This window comes from Sodalis sp. RH19 (assembly GCF_047324215.1).
Taxonomy (GTDB): Bacteria; Pseudomonadota; Gammaproteobacteria; order Enterobacterales; family Enterobacteriaceae; genus Acerihabitans.
This window is the reverse complement of record NZ_CP178734.1, coordinates 4726931-4742023: the sequence shown is the minus strand read 5'-3', so window position 1 is coordinate 4742023 and position 15093 is coordinate 4726931. Positions and strand designations below refer to the sequence as shown.

Below are 15093 nucleotides of genomic sequence, written 5' to 3'. Positions count from 1 at the left end.
AAAAATAAAACAGCGTTCTATTTTTGCGACGCCGTCATGCTACCCTATGGCATCAGATCATGACTTCATAGGATAACAGGAGGAATTATGTCCAAGACAGTCGCCGTATTGCTGGCGAAGGGTTTTGAGGAAGCGGAAGCCATCATCGTAATTGATGTGCTGCGCCGCTTGGATATCAAGGTTGAAACCCTCTCATGTCAGGATAGGCTTGAGCTGGTGAGCTATCACCAGATCCGGATGTTCGCCGACGCCCTGCTCGAGCATCGCCGGGAGACGCTCTATGACGCGGTGGTGATCCCCGGCGGCCTTGAGGGTACGGTCAACCTGGCCGCTAATCCGCTGGTAACGGATTTTATCCGCCGCCACGATGAGGCTGGCAAATGGATTTGTCCGTTATGCTCGGCCGCGGCCCGGGTGCTGGGCGGCAACGATTTACTCAAGGGACGCCGCTATGTGTGCTCCGGCGATCTGCACCGGGGAGTCAGCGACGGCCGCTTTATTGATGAGAAAGTGGTCGAGGACGGCAACCTGCTCAGCGGTAAAGGACTGGGCGTCGCCTTTGATTTTGCCTTTTCCCTGGCCTATCGCCTCACCGGCGATCAACAAAAGACCGACTTCCAGGTTGAGCATATCTATTACGATTACTGGCGCACGTCAGCGCCGTTAGGCGGTATTGTCCCGAATTAGCCCGATCATGGCCGGATTTAGCCTGTTTATGTGCCCTACCCATGGGCACTATAGTGCTACAGCATTATCACGGAGTCCGGAAATGGCACAAAGCGCGTTATTGATTATCGATGTCCAGCAATCTTTCCTGCAGCGTCCCTTCTGGTCGGAAGACGACGTGCCCGCCTTTCAACAGGCGCTGCTGTCCCTTATCGCCGGGTGCCGGCAGCGCGGCGCGGCGCTGGTGGATATTTTCCATAACAGCGGCGACGGCCCCTTTAGCCCGCAGTCCGGCCTGGTAAAACCGCTGCCGTTCCTGACCCATACCGCCGACGCCACGTTCCACAAACATGTCCATAACGCCCTGACCGAATCCGGACTGCGCGCATGGCTGGATGAGCGGGACATCAAGCACGTGATCATCGCCGGCATCCGCACCGAGCAGTGTTGCGAAACCACGGCCCGGGTGGCGTCGGACCTGGGGTATCGCGTCACTTTCGTGACCGAGGCGACGCTGACGTTTCCCATGACCCATGACGGCCGGACGCTGAGCAGCGCGGATCTCAAGCACCACACCGAAACGGTGCTTATCGACCGTTTCGCCGCTATCCGCACCGTGGCCGGCTGCCTGGAGGAACTGGAGCAAGCGTGATGCGTGATGTTTATTTCCTGGTATTGCCCCAGGTCATGGCGCTGGATCTCACCGGCCCGGCGGAGGTGCTGGCGCTGTCCGGCGCCTTCAGGCTGCACTACATCGGCCCGCAGGAGGAGATTACCACCTCCATCGGCATGACCGTCAGCCGGATTGCGCCGCTGCCGGCCTCCCTGCCGCCGGACAGCATCGTGGTGCTGGCGGGTGTCGCCGACTCCCGCCAGCAGCTGGACAGCGCGCCGGCGCTGGAGGCGCAGCGGTGGCTGCGTGAGCGCCGATCATCCTTTCAGGATCGGACATGGACGCTGGTGTGCGTTTGCTCCGGGTCGCTGCTGGCCGGGCGGGCCGGCCTGCTGGACGGGTATCGCTGCACCACCCACCATGACGTGATGGAGCGCCTGCGCCAGCAGGTTCCCGCGGCCCTGGTCAAGGACAACCGGATTTTTGTCGAGGATCGGGGGGTATTTACCAGCGCTGGCATTACCGCCGGTATTGACCTGGCCCTGTACCTGGTCAGCCTGTATGTCGGGCCGCAGCAGGCCATGGCCACTGCCCGGGAAATGGTGGTTTATTTCCGCCGCGGCGGCGACGACCCGCAGCTTTCGCCCTGGCTGCGCCACCGTAATCACCTGCACCCGGCGGTACACCGCGCCCAGGACATCCTGGCCCATGAGCCGGAGGCGGAATGGCGCCTTGACGCGCTGGCGCGGCAGGTATTTATGAGCAGCCGCCATTTGACCCGGCTGTTCCGGGAACATCTAGGGCTTAGCGTCAGGGAATATCACGAACAGCTGCGACTGGCGGTGGCGCAGCAGCGTTTACAGCAGGGCCAGGGCATCGAGAAATCGGCGCTGGCCGCCGGTTTTTCCTCCAGCCGCCAGTTGCGCCGGGCGCAGCAGCGCTGGCAGGAATAACGCCCTGCCGGCATATCAACCCCGGATCCGGGATTTCAGCTGACCCAGCGGCGCACATCAACGCGCCGTAGCCCCGCCGCCAGCAGCAGGCTCACCAACAGCGTGGCGATAAACACATACATGATATCCAGCGGCGGCGCCGCTTTAAAATCCAGGCCATGGGTGCGGATAAAATGAATGATAAACGCATGAAAGCCATAAATAGCCAGCGAATAGCGCGAGATCAGGCGTAGCGGCGGCCACCATTGCCGCCGGCAGGCCTGTTTAAAAAATACAAACAGGCTGACGGCGCCGATACATACCAGGGGGCCGCAATAAAGGTAATAGGTATCGGCGAAGTCGCCATTAACGATCAGCTGCTTTTTCGTGCCCACCGCCACCAGCACGACACTGATAATAAACAGCGCCGCGGCGATCACGGGGATTTTTTTACCGCGCAGATCAAGCATACCCACGGCCCGGCCCAGCACCGCATACAAGATGTAATAAAACGTATCGCCGCTGATAAACAGGTTTACCGGCAGCAAGGTTATATGGCCGCGATTGAACGTTACGGTGTTGGGATTGGCCATCACCGCCAGCAGCACTATTATCGTCGCCAGAAAACCGGCGGACACCGGTTTGATTTCGATCAGCGGCGACAGCAGATAAATGACCATCACCGCGTAGAAAAACCAAAGATGGTAGAAAACCGGCTTCTGCAAAGCCCCTTCCAGCGCCCGCGCCGCGTTGATGGGGGTAAAAAGCGCCATATACAGCAGCCCGATCAGGCTGTAAAACAGCAGGCATAGCCCCATGCGCAGGAAATGTCTGGCGCCGGCGCGCCTGGCGCCGAAAAAAAGAAAGCCCGATATCATAAAAAATAGCGGAACGGCAACCCGCGACGCGGAGTTAAGCACATTGGCCAGCAGCCAGTTGTGCTCACCGATGTCCAGGCCATGGGTAACATAAAACGAGGTGGTGTGGATCATTATCACCATCATGCAGGCCAGCGCACGCAGATTATCTATCCAGTCAATTCTTTTATCTTCGTCCACTCACTTCATCCCTATCCGCATTTTGTATGCATACGCTTAATCTTCAATATCTTAAAAATAGGCTATATATCTACAAATGAGGAAGCAAAGTAAAAAATGAATTATCCGGATGAAGGATAATTTCGGCCGGGGTTGCGTGGGATTTAAAATAAATGCAAAATAGCCGGCCAATGTTAAAAACATTGACGGATTATTTTGTTTTTAACTTTATATTTCAGCTGGTTATAATATGCAAAGCTCATTATCTCCCTCCGTTCGTTTAGGCCGGAGGGCGTTGCTATTTCCGTTATGCCTGGTGCTGTTCGAATTTGCCGTCTATATCGGCAACGACATGATCCAGCCGGGCATGATGGCGGTGGTCGCATCCTTTAATGCGGGCCGGGAATGGGTTCCGACCTCCATGACCGCCTACCTGGGCGGCGGCATGGTGCTGCAATGGCTGCTGGGGCCATTGTCGGATCGCCGTGGCCGGCGCCCGGTAATGCTGGCCGGGGTGATGTTTTTTATTGCCGCCTGCCTCGGCATTCTGCTGGCGCAAACCATTGAGCAATTTATGGCGCTGCGTTTTTTACAAGGGTTCGGACTGTGTTTTATCGGCGCGGTGGGCTATGCCACCATCCAGGAGTCGTTCGATGAAGCCACCTGCATCAAAATTACCGCGCTGATGGCCAACGTCGCGCTGATTGCCCCGTTATTAGGCCCGCTGGCCGGCTCCATTATTATCCAGCTGGCCTCCTGGCAGGTCATGTTCGTGCTGTTTGCCGGCCTCTCGGCCATCGCGCTGGCGGGCCTGTGGCGCGCCATGCCCGAAACCGCCTCGCGCCTGGGGGAGTCGTTTTCTCCGGGCGGCCTGTGGCGCGACTATAAGGTGGTGCTGACCAACCGCCAGTTCCTGTACGGCGCCATGGCCATCGGACTGGCCTGCCTGCCGTTGCTGTCCTGGCTGGCCCAGTCGCCGGTGATCCTGATGGGCGACGGGGGGATGACGCCGATGGAATACGGCTTGCTGCAGATGCCGGTGTTCGGCGCGCTGATCCTGGGCAACATCACCCTGGCGCGATTAAGCGGCCGGCGTACCGTGGATCGGCTGATCAAGCTCGGCGCCGCGCCGATCATCGGCGGGCTGGTGCTGGCCACCACGGCCACCCTGTTCTCGCCCCACGCCTATCTGTGGATGACCGCCGGCATGAGCCTGTACGCCTACGGCATCGGCGTCGCCAACGCCGGCCTGTACCGGCTGACGCTGTTTTCCTGCGCCATGAGCAAGGGCACCGTGTCCGCCGCGCTGGGCATGCTGAACATTATGGTCTATACCCTGGGCATCGAACTGGCAAAAACGCTGTACGCCCAGGGCGGCAGCGGCCTGTTCAACCTGTTTAACCTGATAAGCGTGCTGGGCTGGTATACGCTGGTGCGGCTGTTTATCCGCCGCCGCGCATCCACGCTGACGTCCATTCCCACGCCCGCGCTATAAGCGTCAGCAAGAGAAAGGCCGGCAAAGGCCGGCCTTTGTCACCCTGGGGTTAAAACAGCCCCATCGGCTGATCGGAGTAGCTGACCAGCAGGCATTTGGTCTGCTGGTAATGCTCGAGCATCATCTTATGGGTTTCGCGCCCGATACCGGACTGCTTATAACCGCCGAAGGCGGCATGGGCGGGATAGGCATGGTAGCAATTGGTCCATACCCGGCCGGCCTGGATGCCGCGGCCCATTTTATAGGCCACGTTGCCGTCGCGGCTCCAGACCCCGGCGCCCAAGCCGTAATCCGTATCGTTGGCCAGCGCCAGCGCCTCATCCATATCCTTAAAGGTGGTTACCGCCAGCACCGGACCGAAGATTTCCTCCTGGAAGACGCGCATACTGTTTTTGCCGAACAAAATGGTCGGCTCCAGGTAGTAGCCCTCGGACAGTTGCCCCTCCATCTGTTTGCGCCGCCCGCCGGTGAGGATCTCGGCGCCTTCTTTTTTGCCGATATCAATATAGTTGAGAATGGTGTCCATTTGCCCCGAGGATACCTGCGCCCCCAGCTGGGTCCGGGCATCAAGGGGATTGCCGCTGCGGATGGCCTCGACGCGTTTTACCGCCCGCTCCATAAACCGCTCATAAATCGATTCCTGCACCAGCGCCCGGCTTGGGCAGGTGCAGACTTCGCCCTGGTTAAAGGCAAACAGGGCAAACCCTTCCAGCGCCTTATCAAAAAATGCATCTTCCTGATTCATGACGTCGGCAAAAAAGATATTCGGCGATTTGCCGCCCAGTTCCAGCGTGACGGGAATGATGTTTTGCGCCGCATAGCTCATGATGCGCTGGCCTACTTCCGTGGAGCCGGTAAAGGCCACTTTGGCCACGCGTTTTGAGGTGGCGAGGTATTCGCCGATTTCGGCGCCCGCCCCGTTGACCACGTTAATCACCCCCGCCGGCAGCAAATCCTGAATCAGTTCCATCATCACCAGGATGGAGAGCGGGGTCAGCTTGGCCGGCTTAAGGACGATACAGTTGCCGGCGGCCAGCGCCGGGGCCATTTTCCAGCAGGCCATCAGCAGCGGGAAATTCCACGGAATAATTTGCGCCACCACGCCCAGCGGTTCATGAAAATGGTAGGCGACCGTATCGCCGTCGATTTCGCTGATGCCCCCTTCCTGGGCGCGCGCGCAGGAGGCGAAATAACGAAAATGGTCGATAGCCAGGGGCACGTCGGCGGCGCTGGTCTCACGAATCGGCTTGCCGTTGTCCCAGGTTTCCACCGCCGCCAGCAGTTCGACGTTTTGCTCCAGGCGATCGGCGATGCGCAGCATGATATTGGCGCGGGTCTGTACCGACATCGCGCCCCACTCCGCTTTCGCCTTATGGGCGGCATCCAGCGCAAGGTCGACGTCGTCAGAGCTGGAACTGGCGATTTCGCACAGCGGCAGGCCGGTTACCGGCGTCAGGTTGATAAAATAATCACCTTTTACCGGCGCGACCCAAGCACCGCCGATAAAGTTGTCGTAACGGGGTTTAAGTTCGAGCGGATAACCGTATTCGCCGGGTATTAACCGGCTTGAGGGGGGATTGTAAGCCATGTTTTCTCCTAGACACTGTGACTTTACCAAGAGTGGGCTGGGCTGATAAACGCTATCCTTTAACGTTAGCCGCAGCGGACACCACGAGACAGGTAAGGAGGGAATGAATTTTAACTATTCGAGAGGGTTCACAGTTTGTGTCATAACATTTCAGTGCCATACAGTGCCGCTGCTACTGGCGGCGCAGTACGGGCAAAACTGGTGCGCGCAAACAGCCGTTCCGCCAGCGCCACCAGCATCGGCCGATTCACGCACCAGTTGGGCATCACGCGGCGATAATTGATAAACCCCAGCGTGCAGGCCACGGCAATATCGGCAAGCGTCAGGGTGGGGCCGTTAAGCCGCCTGCCCTCGTGGGCATGTTCCTCCAGCGCGTCCAGGCCGCGGCAGATTTTTGCGCGCTGGTTCAACAGCACGTTTTCATCGGGGCCGCCGCCGCGCCCGCATTCGCGGACGATGGCCATGGCCGCATCCGTCACGCCGTCGGCCAGCGCTTCAATTTGCCTCACCCGCAGCGCTTCCAGGCGATCGGCCGGCAGCAGCGGCGGTTCGGGATGGGCCAACTCCAGATATTCCGCGATGATGGGCGAATCAAAGATACCCTCGCCCCGCTCGTTAAGCAGTACCGGCACCTTGCCCAACGGGTTCACCGCCGTGACGCAGGCATCACGACCGTTAGGAGAGGCGCTGACCAATTCAAAGGCAATATCCTTTTCCAGCAGGATAACTGAGATTTTCCGCACGTAAGGACTGGTATAGCTGCCTAACAGTTTCATTGGTTCGCCTCCGGTGGCCGTGGTCGCACAAATCAGTATGGCTCATGACACAGAAGTTTAAGTTAGAGAAGCCGTATTTAATGGAATGACAACGTGCCCAAGATGTTGCCTACAAGGTCGTCATGAACGGCTGCGCCGGAGGTCGGCGTCAATACCTGGATGGTGATGACGCGATCCAGGTAAGGCGTTATCAGCAAGGTGCCCAGCATGGCTTTGCCCTGCATTTCTTGTTGGGAGTCGATGCGCAGGAATTTATGCTTATCCACCATTACCGGGACCTGGCCGGTTTTCCTGACATTCTTGAACTGGGTTTTCAGGCCCGACAGCGCGCCCTGCGCCATTTTATTAAATGCCGCGTCGCTGGTGTCGTTGGCATCGCCGTTGACCGTGCGCACCTCGCTGATGCCCACCGCCTGCGAATGCGCCCGGTTGGCGAACAGCTGGACCACCACGCCGGTATTTTGCGCGTTGGCGTCCTCCCGCGTCTGGTTAACAAAATCCGGCGGCAGTTGTAAGGTTATCTTGCCGTCGAGCAACGCGACCCGGACACTGTTTTTCAGTTCCGGCGCCGGCGCGGCGGCGGAAGAGGACGCCGCCGGCGCCGATGCCGCCGTAACGCCCAGCACCGATACGCCCGCCAGGGCGATCGCGGTCATAATCCTGATAATACGCCTTGCCATGTCAAACATCCTTCTCGCAATCAACGGAGTGGCCGCCAACGGCAGCCTGCTGTGAAAACATCGTTAAGCAAAAGCATAGCCCCTTTTTAAGCGCAGCGGCGCGCCACATGCGCATTTTGTTACCGCGCCGCCGGTGGAGTAGACTAGGGACATCAGACCCACCAGCACAACGGCGAGTAAACCATCGTGACCGACCCTCTTCCCATACAGGATACCGACCCCACCACCCTTGCCGGGATAAGCCGGCTCGGCGTTCGCAAACGGGGGCAGCTCGACCGGGAGCTACCCGACTGGCTGGCCGAGGAAGTGCCGGTGGCGCTGGTCTACAACGGCATTTCCCATGTGGTCATGATGGCCTCGCCAAAAGAGCTGGAGCAATTTGCCCTGGGCTTCTCGCTGTCCGAAGGCATTATCAGCGCGCCGGGCGAGATTTACGGTATGGACGTGGTGACGGCCTGCAACGGCCTGGAGGTGCATATCGAACTGTCCAGCCGCCGTTTTATGGCGCTGAAAGAGCATCGGCGCGCCATGGCCGGACGCACCGGCTGCGGTGTCTGCGGCGTCGAGCAGCTTGAGGAGATAGGCAAACCCATCGCTCCCCTGCCCTTTACCCAAACCTGGCCGCTGGCGCGGCTGGACCATGCGCTGGCGCAGTTGAAAAGCGTGCAGCCCATCGGCAGGCTGACCGGTTGTACCCACGCGGCGGCCTGGATCACCCCCGAAGGCGAACTGACGCTGGGCTGCGAGGACGTCGGCCGCCACGTGGCGCTGGACAAGCTGCTCGGCTGCCGGGCGCGCCAGGGCGCCGCGCCCGGCGCGGTGCTGGTCTCCAGCCGGGCTAGTTATGAAATGGTGCAGAAATCCGCCATGTGCGGCGTGGAAATCCTGTTCGCCGTCTCGGCCGCCACCGCCCTGGCGGTAGACGTGGCCGAACGCTGCGGGCTGACGCTGGTGGGATTCAGCAAGCCGGGGCGGGCCGCGGTTTATACGCATCCCTGCCGAATCGTTGACAGCAAAAGCTAAACATGTTCTTTAAAAGGGACTGATAAACGTTTTAATAAACGTTTAATTAACTATAATGATCGGATTGCTTACGCGGCACTAACATTCATTCAGGGTGCCGCTCACCTAAAATGGAGAAGATAAATATGAGCTATACTCTGCCATCCTTGCCTTATGCTTATGACGCCCTGGAACCGCATTTCGACAAACAAACGATGGAAATCCATCACACCAAGCATCATCAAACCTATGTCAACAATGCCAACGCCGCGCTCGAAAGCCTGCCTGAACTCGCCAGCCTGCCGGTTGACGAACTGATCCAAAAACTCGATCAGGTGCCGGCGGACAAAAAAACCGTACTGCGCAACAACGCCGGCGGTCACGCCAACCACAGCCTATTCTGGAAAGGCCTGAAGCTGGGCACCACCCTTTCGGGCGATCTGAAAACCGCCATTGAGCGCGATCTGGGTTCCGTCGACGCGTTCAAGGAAGCGTTTGAAAAAGCCGCCGCCACCCGTTTTGGTTCCGGCTGGGCCTGGCTGGTATTGAAAGACGGTAAACTGGCCGTGGTCTCCACCGCCAACCAGGACAACCCGCTGATGGGCGAAGCCATCGCCGGCACCTCCGGCTACCCGATCCTGGGCCTGGACGTGTGGGAACATGCCTACTACCTGAAATATCAAAACCGTCGCCCGGACTATATCAAGGCCTTCTGGAACGTGGTGAACTGGGACGAAGCGGCCAAACGTTTCGGCGAAGCCAAATAACCGGCGTCCGTTAAATGTAAAAACCATCCCGCGGGATGGTTCGGTTGATCGCAAACGTCCCGGCCTTACGGCCGGGACGTTTGCATTTCAGGTACCGTTGCTCCCTGAAGCAGGCTTATTTCAGTAACAACTTGTCAGTGAAGGCTTTTTTCGCGCTGATGCGGACTAAATACTCGGTGGTCGACAGCACCATGGTGGAACGGACAATCTGCTGGTAGCGCTGCTGCTGCATACGCACCAGCGCGTCATCCGCCGGTACGCGGGAAAATTCCGGCAACGGCGGGAACGCCGCGACGCAGTGCAGTTCGCTGAACGGGCCGAGGATTTCATCGTCGGTAAACCGGTATTCCTTGGGATCGTCCTGCAAGGCCTCGTGCAAGGCCATCAGCAGCTCGGCGTCCTCATACTCCTGTCGGCTGATAACGCCCAGGGCGTATACCAGCTTCAGGCGCACCGGTAGTTCGCCCAGCGGACCGGCGCCAATCAGTAGCGGCTCCACGGCATATTTTACCGCGTAATCATCCTTGCGAAAGATTTGCAGCACCAGAATATTGACCGCCTCGGCCAATAATTCCACCGCCGCGCCCATCAAATCCCTGACCGTTGTGCCGGCGTTCAGTTGTTCGAGGACCTGGTTTTCGTACAGTTGAGTATTTTCCGTCATCACCGAACACCATGTAACCCCCGGAGGCGGGATATTGCCCGCCGCCGGATCTTCATCATCATTGCATGGCGTTATAAAGATCCACCACCTGCGCTACCACCTCGCCGTCTTCCTCAAGACCGGAGACCTGCGCCAGAGCCGCTCCGGGGCCTGATTTTTCCAGCAATGCCGCCCATTCCTGCGCCTGGGGATCCTGCTCGCTATGATAATGCATGGCGGCGGCGATGCCCTTAAGCAGGTTGTCGTGGCGCAGGCCGTATTCCATGGTGCCGCGCAGCGGTTTGATCAACCGGTCGCCGGCGCTGAGCTTACGCAGCGGCTGGCGGCCGACGCGCTCTACGTCGTCATGTAAATAGGGATTCTCAAAGCGCTGCAGGATCTTATTGATATAGGCGGCGTGTTTCGCGGCTTCAAAACCGTAACGGTTAATCAGCACCGCGCCGCTTTCTTCCATGGCGCCTTTCACCACCTGGCGGATGTCGGGGTCGAGGATCGCGTCGCGGATGGTCTTATGCCCGGCATGCTGGCCCAGATAGGCGGTGATGGCATGGCCGGTGTTAAGCGTAAACAGCTTACGTTCGACAAACGCCATCAGATTATCAGTCAGCTCCATGCCGGCGATAGCCGGCGGCTCGCCGATGAACTGGGTTTTATCCACAATCCACTCGCTAAAGGTTTCCACCGTCACCGCCAGCGGATCCTGGGTTCCGGCTTCGGCCGGGGGTACGATGCGATCCACCGCGGAATCGACGAAACCGACGTGCTGCGCCACCCAGGCGTGATACTGCTCGGGCAGTGCCTTTAAGACATGCTGTTTCAACTGGCTGGTGCCGCGCACCATATTTTCACAGGCGATAATATTCAGCGGCCGGGTATTGCCCGCGTCATGGCGCGCGATCAACCCTTTGGCGACGGTACCGGCGATGCGTTCCAGGATCTGCGGCCCTACGGCGGTGGTTACCAAATCAACGTCGGCTATCAATGCCACCACTTCCGCGCCGGTGCTGTTAACGGCGCTGACGCCCCGGACCCTTTCCACATGGGACTGCTCGCCCACGACATGGACCTCGTATTCATGCCTGGCGTTCAAGGCGTCAAGCACCGTTTGGTTAACGTCGGCAAACACCACGTCCACCCCGGCATCGGCCAATAATTTACCGATAAAGCCGCGTCCGATATTACCTGCTCCGAAATGTAATGCTTTCATAGATTTAACCTTGGATTCTCTTAGTTAAAAAGGGGCCAACGCAGGCCCCCTCTCAAATACAACCGTTTCCATCGCCCGCGCTGTGGTTAGGCCGTTTTGCCGCCTTTGAGCAGCTCAAGCACTTCATCTACGTCGGTGGTGTTGATCAGGCGTTGGATAACCGCATCGTCGTCCAGCGCGTTAGTCAGGCTGGTAATGACCTGGATGTGCTCGTTATTGCGCGCGGCGATACCAATCACCAGACGGGCAATATCGTCTTCCTCATCACCGAAACGCACGCCCGCCGGATACTGGCAGAATACCACGCCGGTGCGCAGCACCTTATCCTTGGCCTCGATGGTGCCATGGGGAACCGCAATGGACTCGCCCAGGTAGGTGGAGGTCAGCTTTTCACGATCCAGCATCGCTTCCACATACTCCGGCAGCACGTAACCGCCGTTGACCAGTTGCTCACCGGCAAAACGGATTGCCTGTTCCTTATTGTCGGCCTGACGTCCGAGGAAGATATTGGCCGCGGTCAGGCGGAACAGGTTCTGCTCGCTGTCTTCGAAGCTGTCGTCCAGGGTGGTGATGACTTTATTCTGATTGGTTTCGGTCTTTTGCACCGCAACCAGACGCGCCACCAGATCGGTATACAGCCCGCTGTCCAGGAAGTTGGTCAGCGAGATATGCTGCGCCTGCGGGGCGTGGCGCATGGCCCGCTCGGTCAGGTCGCGGTGGGTGATCACCAGGTCAACATCCTCAGGCAGGCTGTTGATGGCCGTATTGGTCACGCTGATATTGGTCAGCCCGGCTTCCTTGACTTTTTTACGCAGTACCCCGGCGCCCATGGCGCTGGAGCCCATGCCGGCATCGCAGGCCACGATGATTTTACGTACCGAAGCCAGGTCGCTGGTGGCGCCGGCGGTAACCGGCGCGGCCATGCCTTTGGACTGCGCTTTCATATCTTTTATACGACGGGTGGCGTCTTCAAGGTCGTCCCCTTCCTTGGCCTTCATGCTTTTCAGCAGGATCGAGGCGATAACGAAGGACACGGCAAACGCCGCGATTACCGCGGTAATATTGGCAAAATAGGCGCCTTTAGGCGTCATGGCCAGCACCGCCAGGATGGAACCCGGCGACGCGGGGGAAACCAGGCCGCCGTGCAGCACGCTCAGGGTAAACACGCCGGTCATGCCGCCGAGGATTACCGCTATCAGCAGACGCGGGTTCATCAGCACGTAAGGGAAATAGATTTCGTGGATACCACCCAGGAAATGGATGATGGCCGCGCCGCCGGCGGACTGTTTGGCGTTGCCGCGACCGAAAATCATGTAGGCAATCAGCACGCCCATGCCCGGACCCGGGTTGGCTTCAATCAGGAAGAAAATTGATTTGCCGGTGGCGGTAGCCTGCTGGATGCCCAACGGCGAGAAGATGCCGTGGTTGATGGCGTTATTCAGGAACAGGATTTTTGCCGGTTCGACAAAGATCGAGGCCAGCGGCAATAAATCGTGGCGTACCATCAGGTTCACGCCCGCCGCCAGGATATGGGACAGGATTTCAACCAGCGGCCCGATGGCCAGGAAGGCGATAATCGCCAGGATCATGCCGATGATGCCGGCGGAGAAGTTGTTGACCAACATCTCGAAGCCGCTTTTGATCTTGCCGTCCACCATACGGTCAAAACGTTTAATCGCCCAGCCGCCCAACGGACCGGCCAGCATGGCGCCGAGGAACATCGGCATATCCGCCCCGGCAATCACGCCCATGGTGGTAATGGCGCCCACCACGCCGCCGCGTTCGCCGCCGGCCAGCCGTCCGCCGGTATAACCGATCAGCAACGGCAGCAGGTAGGTGATCATCGGGCCGACTAATTTAGCCAGCGTCGCGTTGGGCGTCCACCCGGTGGGGATGAACAGCGCGGTGATGATCCCCCAGGCAATAAAGGCGCCGATATTCGGCATCACCATATTGCTCAGGAAACGGCCAAAATTTTGTACTCTGACCTTGATATCCGAAGAAGACATAAAAAACACCCCTATTGATACGCGCCGGACAATAAGGGCGCGTGAAAATTGTTGCGACAGTGTTGCATTCTCTGTCGGTAGTTCTATAAGCAGCGGGACTCTACCACGCTGCGTGACGAATGCGTACTCAGCGGCGTAACTGTGATAAATATCACCATGTCACCCCCTGTTTATCCCCTATATCGGTGATATTCATCACAAATTTCGCATGAAAAAAAACCACAATTATAACCTCAGGGGGTTAACGGCGCGTAAATTGTGATAGAGATCACTCTTGCTTGCTGGGTATTTGTTTGATAAATGTGATTTGTATCACAAATTATTTATCATCCCGGCCGGGCATCGGCGAAGAGAGGGCGATAGCGGCTGATTTAGACGGTAAAAGGCGGAATTGCGTAGCTAAAGCTGTAAGAAAATTACCGCTGTAATACCTGCGTTTTCTCGCACGCACGACAGCCATCATGACGCGGATATGTTACAAAAAGGTGACCCGGCGGGCCACCTTGACTACGCGGCGCGTCATTAACGCAGGGCCGTCCCTGCGGCGGTCTGCGCCTGCATCAGCTGCTGGTGCTGGCTTTGCAGGCCGGCCATCAGCTCGTTATATTGCGTCGCCTGCAGCCGGGTGGGAAAGGCCACCGACGTGGGGCTGTAGGTCACCTGGCTGCCCTGCATATTCAGGAAATTGCCCACCTGGATCAGGGTTTCCGCAAGCTGCGCCGCGCTGGTCACCACCGGCGTCACCTGCTGTGCCGGCTGAATCACCAGCTTAGTATAGGCCTGCTCGTATACCGCCTTCAGGTCGTCGGGTTGCTTTAGCGCGGCGCGGGAGTCATCCGCCTGTTTTTTCAGGCGTTCTATCTGCGGCCCCAGCAGATTCAGTGCCCCTGCGGACTGCTGCAAATCCACCCGGTGGGTAAGATAATCCTGCGGCACGCGGATCTGGCTGACCTGATCCAGCACCGGCAGCAGGCTGGCATTGACCGCCTGGGTATATTGCTGGGTAAAGGTCAGCAGGATCTGGTAGTCGGCCACATAGGTGCCGAACTGTTTTTTCTGATCGTCGGTCAGCGTCGGCAGGCGCTCGCCGCCCGGCAGCACGGTGGTTTGTAGAAACGCCATAAACGCCTTGCGCTGCTCCGGCTCCTTGTCGCCGCAGGCGGTAATCTGCAGCGCCAGCATCAATAGCACTGGAATCATCAGCGCATAGCGCAACTGCGCCAGTCTGTCCCTTAACATCATGACCAACTACTCCTGTAAAATAGCTCACCCCTTTCCCTGGTTACCCAATTAACGCGTCCTGTTTGCAGTGTAAGGATAGTCCACTTTGCGAGGAATAAATATGCTCAAAGCCTTACCGATGGTCTCATTTTTTTACAAAACCCGCGGCGCATCGAACCCATCCACGGCATCAAGGGTAAGGGACGCACATCCGCTATTGCCATAGCGGTCCGTCAACCGCAACGGCAAGGCCGGGAATAAAGCCGTTGCCGGTCAGACTGAAGCCCCAAACGTTATCACCAGCCGGCGAGGGGCCGGCAGATGCATCGTAAACATCGGTCTCGATAATAAAATCAATAAGATTACTTTATTGCATCAGGTCACTTACCTCTATCATGTGATCATTTTAACGAAATGAAATGGCACGACAGCATCT

Annotated in this window: 14 protein-coding genes; 6 read left to right on the top strand and 8 right to left on the bottom strand. The window is 58.2% G+C overall.

Annotation, left to right across the window (positions count from 1 at the left end; genetic code table 11):
• Nucleotides 1-87: 87 nt before the first annotated feature.
• The 3 genes from ACL2XF_RS21350 (at nt 88) to ACL2XF_RS21340 (ending at nt 2232) form a co-directional block, all read left to right on the top strand.
• Entirely contained in the window at nt 88-687 is a 600-nt protein-coding gene (locus ACL2XF_RS21350; RefSeq protein WP_410012984.1) for a DJ-1/PfpI family protein, read from the top strand.
• 82 nt (nt 688-769) lie between these two features.
• A complete protein-coding gene (locus ACL2XF_RS21345) occupies nt 770-1318 on the top strand; it encodes an isochorismatase family protein (protein WP_410012983.1) in 549 nt (182 codons plus the stop codon).
• Nucleotides 1315-2232, top strand: a complete 918-nt coding sequence (locus tag ACL2XF_RS21340) for a GlxA family transcriptional regulator (RefSeq protein ID WP_413727496.1) — start codon at nt 1315-1317, stop codon at nt 2230-2232. The genes ACL2XF_RS21345 and ACL2XF_RS21340 overlap by 4 nt, the downstream gene beginning before the upstream one ends.
• A gap of 35 nt (nt 2233-2267) precedes the next feature.
• Here the strand turns inward: ACL2XF_RS21340 and ACL2XF_RS21335 are convergent, their stop codons facing one another.
• On the bottom strand, nt 2268-3269 hold the full coding sequence (locus tag ACL2XF_RS21335) for an acyltransferase (protein ID WP_410012981.1): 1002 nt from the start codon (nt 3267-3269) through the stop codon (nt 2268-2270).
• Between the two features lie 229 nt (nt 3270-3498).
• Here ACL2XF_RS21335 and ACL2XF_RS21330 point away from each other — a divergent pair, with 229 nt between their 5' ends.
• Nucleotides 3499-4743: an MFS transporter gene (locus tag ACL2XF_RS21330; RefSeq protein ID WP_413727495.1), complete on the top strand. Its 1245-nt coding sequence runs from the start codon at nt 3499-3501 to the stop codon at nt 4741-4743.
• 49 nt (nt 4744-4792) lie between these two features.
• Here the strand turns inward: ACL2XF_RS21330 and ACL2XF_RS21325 are convergent, their stop codons facing one another.
• The 3 genes from ACL2XF_RS21325 to ACL2XF_RS21315 form a co-directional block, all read right to left on the bottom strand.
• Nucleotides 4793-6331 (bottom strand): aldehyde dehydrogenase family protein, encoded by a 1539-nt coding sequence (locus ACL2XF_RS21325; RefSeq protein ID WP_413727494.1) that lies wholly within the window; start codon nt 6329-6331, stop codon nt 4793-4795.
• A 140-nt stretch (nt 6332-6471) separates the two neighbouring features.
• The gene (locus ACL2XF_RS21320) at nt 6472-7107 is read right to left on the bottom strand and encodes a glutathione S-transferase (protein ID WP_413721693.1); all 636 of its coding nucleotides are present in this window, start codon (nt 7105-7107) and stop codon (nt 6472-6474) included.
• A gap of 77 nt (nt 7108-7184) precedes the next feature.
• Complete coding sequence (locus ACL2XF_RS21315; protein WP_410012977.1) at nt 7185-7787, bottom strand: hypothetical protein; 603 nt, start codon at nt 7785-7787, stop codon at nt 7185-7187.
• A gap of 237 nt (nt 7788-8024) precedes the next feature.
• Here ACL2XF_RS21315 and fdhD point away from each other — a divergent pair, with 237 nt between their 5' ends.
• Together fdhD and sodA are read left to right on the top strand one after the other, a co-directional pair.
• On the top strand, nt 8025-8810 hold the full coding sequence (gene fdhD / locus ACL2XF_RS21310; RefSeq protein WP_413728842.1) for a formate dehydrogenase accessory sulfurtransferase FdhD: 786 nt from the start codon (nt 8025-8027) through the stop codon (nt 8808-8810).
• Nucleotides 8811-8935: 125 nt separating this feature from the next.
• Nucleotides 8936-9556: a superoxide dismutase [Mn] gene (gene sodA, locus ACL2XF_RS21305; protein WP_413721695.1), complete on the top strand. Its 621-nt coding sequence runs from the start codon at nt 8936-8938 to the stop codon at nt 9554-9556.
• Nucleotides 9557-9671: 115 nt separating this feature from the next.
• Here sodA and ACL2XF_RS21300 read toward each other — a convergent pair whose 3' ends face one another.
• The 4 genes from ACL2XF_RS21300 to ACL2XF_RS21285 all read right to left on the bottom strand — a co-directional run bounded on the left by ACL2XF_RS21300 (nt 9672) and on the right by ACL2XF_RS21285 (nt 14675).
• The gene (locus tag ACL2XF_RS21300; protein WP_410012975.1) at nt 9672-10220 is read right to left on the bottom strand and encodes an MltR family transcriptional regulator; all 549 of its coding nucleotides are present in this window, start codon (nt 10218-10220) and stop codon (nt 9672-9674) included.
• A 58-nt stretch (nt 10221-10278) separates the two neighbouring features.
• The gene (locus tag ACL2XF_RS21295) at nt 10279-11427 is read right to left on the bottom strand and encodes a mannitol-1-phosphate 5-dehydrogenase (RefSeq protein ID WP_413721696.1); all 1149 of its coding nucleotides are present in this window, start codon (nt 11425-11427) and stop codon (nt 10279-10281) included.
• An 86-nt stretch (nt 11428-11513) separates the two neighbouring features.
• Nucleotides 11514-13436, bottom strand: a complete 1923-nt coding sequence (locus ACL2XF_RS21290; RefSeq protein WP_413727493.1) for a PTS mannitol transporter subunit IICBA — start codon at nt 13434-13436, stop codon at nt 11514-11516.
• 522 nt (nt 13437-13958) lie between these two features.
• The gene (locus tag ACL2XF_RS21285; RefSeq protein ID WP_410016685.1) at nt 13959-14675 is read right to left on the bottom strand and encodes a DUF3053 domain-containing protein; all 717 of its coding nucleotides are present in this window, start codon (nt 14673-14675) and stop codon (nt 13959-13961) included.
• Nucleotides 14676-15093 lie beyond the last annotated feature (418 nt).

What these genes read in the sequence shown, in the direction of transcription:
- ACL2XF_RS21330 (WP_413727495.1), top strand. Translation starts at nt 3,499, where the DNA reads ATGCAAAGCTCATTATCTCCCTCCGTTCGTTTAGGCCGGAGGGCGTTG.
- ACL2XF_RS21345 (WP_410012983.1), top strand. Translation starts at nt 770, where the DNA reads ATGGCACAAAGCGCGTTATTGATTATCGATGTCCAGCAATCTTTCCTG.
- ACL2XF_RS21320 (WP_413721693.1), bottom strand. Translation starts at nt 7,107, where the DNA reads ATGAAACTGTTAGGCAGCTATACCAGTCCTTACGTGCGGAAAATCTCA.
- ACL2XF_RS21295 (WP_413721696.1), bottom strand. Translation starts at nt 11,427, where the DNA reads ATGAAAGCATTACATTTCGGAGCAGGTAATATCGGACGCGGCTTTATC.
- sodA (WP_413721695.1), top strand. Translation starts at nt 8,936, where the DNA reads ATGAGCTATACTCTGCCATCCTTGCCTTATGCTTATGACGCCCTGGAA.
- ACL2XF_RS21350 (WP_410012984.1), top strand. Translation starts at nt 88, where the DNA reads ATGTCCAAGACAGTCGCCGTATTGCTGGCGAAGGGTTTTGAGGAAGCG.
- ACL2XF_RS21285 (WP_410016685.1), bottom strand. Translation starts at nt 14,675, where the DNA reads ATGTTAAGGGACAGACTGGCGCAGTTGCGCTATGCGCTGATGATTCCA.
- ACL2XF_RS21325 (WP_413727494.1), bottom strand. Translation starts at nt 6,331, where the DNA reads ATGGCTTACAATCCCCCCTCAAGCCGGTTAATACCCGGCGAATACGGT.
- ACL2XF_RS21290 (WP_413727493.1), bottom strand. Translation starts at nt 13,436, where the DNA reads ATGTCTTCTTCGGATATCAAGGTCAGAGTACAAAATTTTGGCCGTTTC.
- ACL2XF_RS21300 (WP_410012975.1), bottom strand. Translation starts at nt 10,220, where the DNA reads ATGACGGAAAATACTCAACTGTACGAAAACCAGGTCCTCGAACAACTG.
- ACL2XF_RS21315 (WP_410012977.1), bottom strand. Translation starts at nt 7,787, where the DNA reads ATGGCAAGGCGTATTATCAGGATTATGACCGCGATCGCCCTGGCGGGC.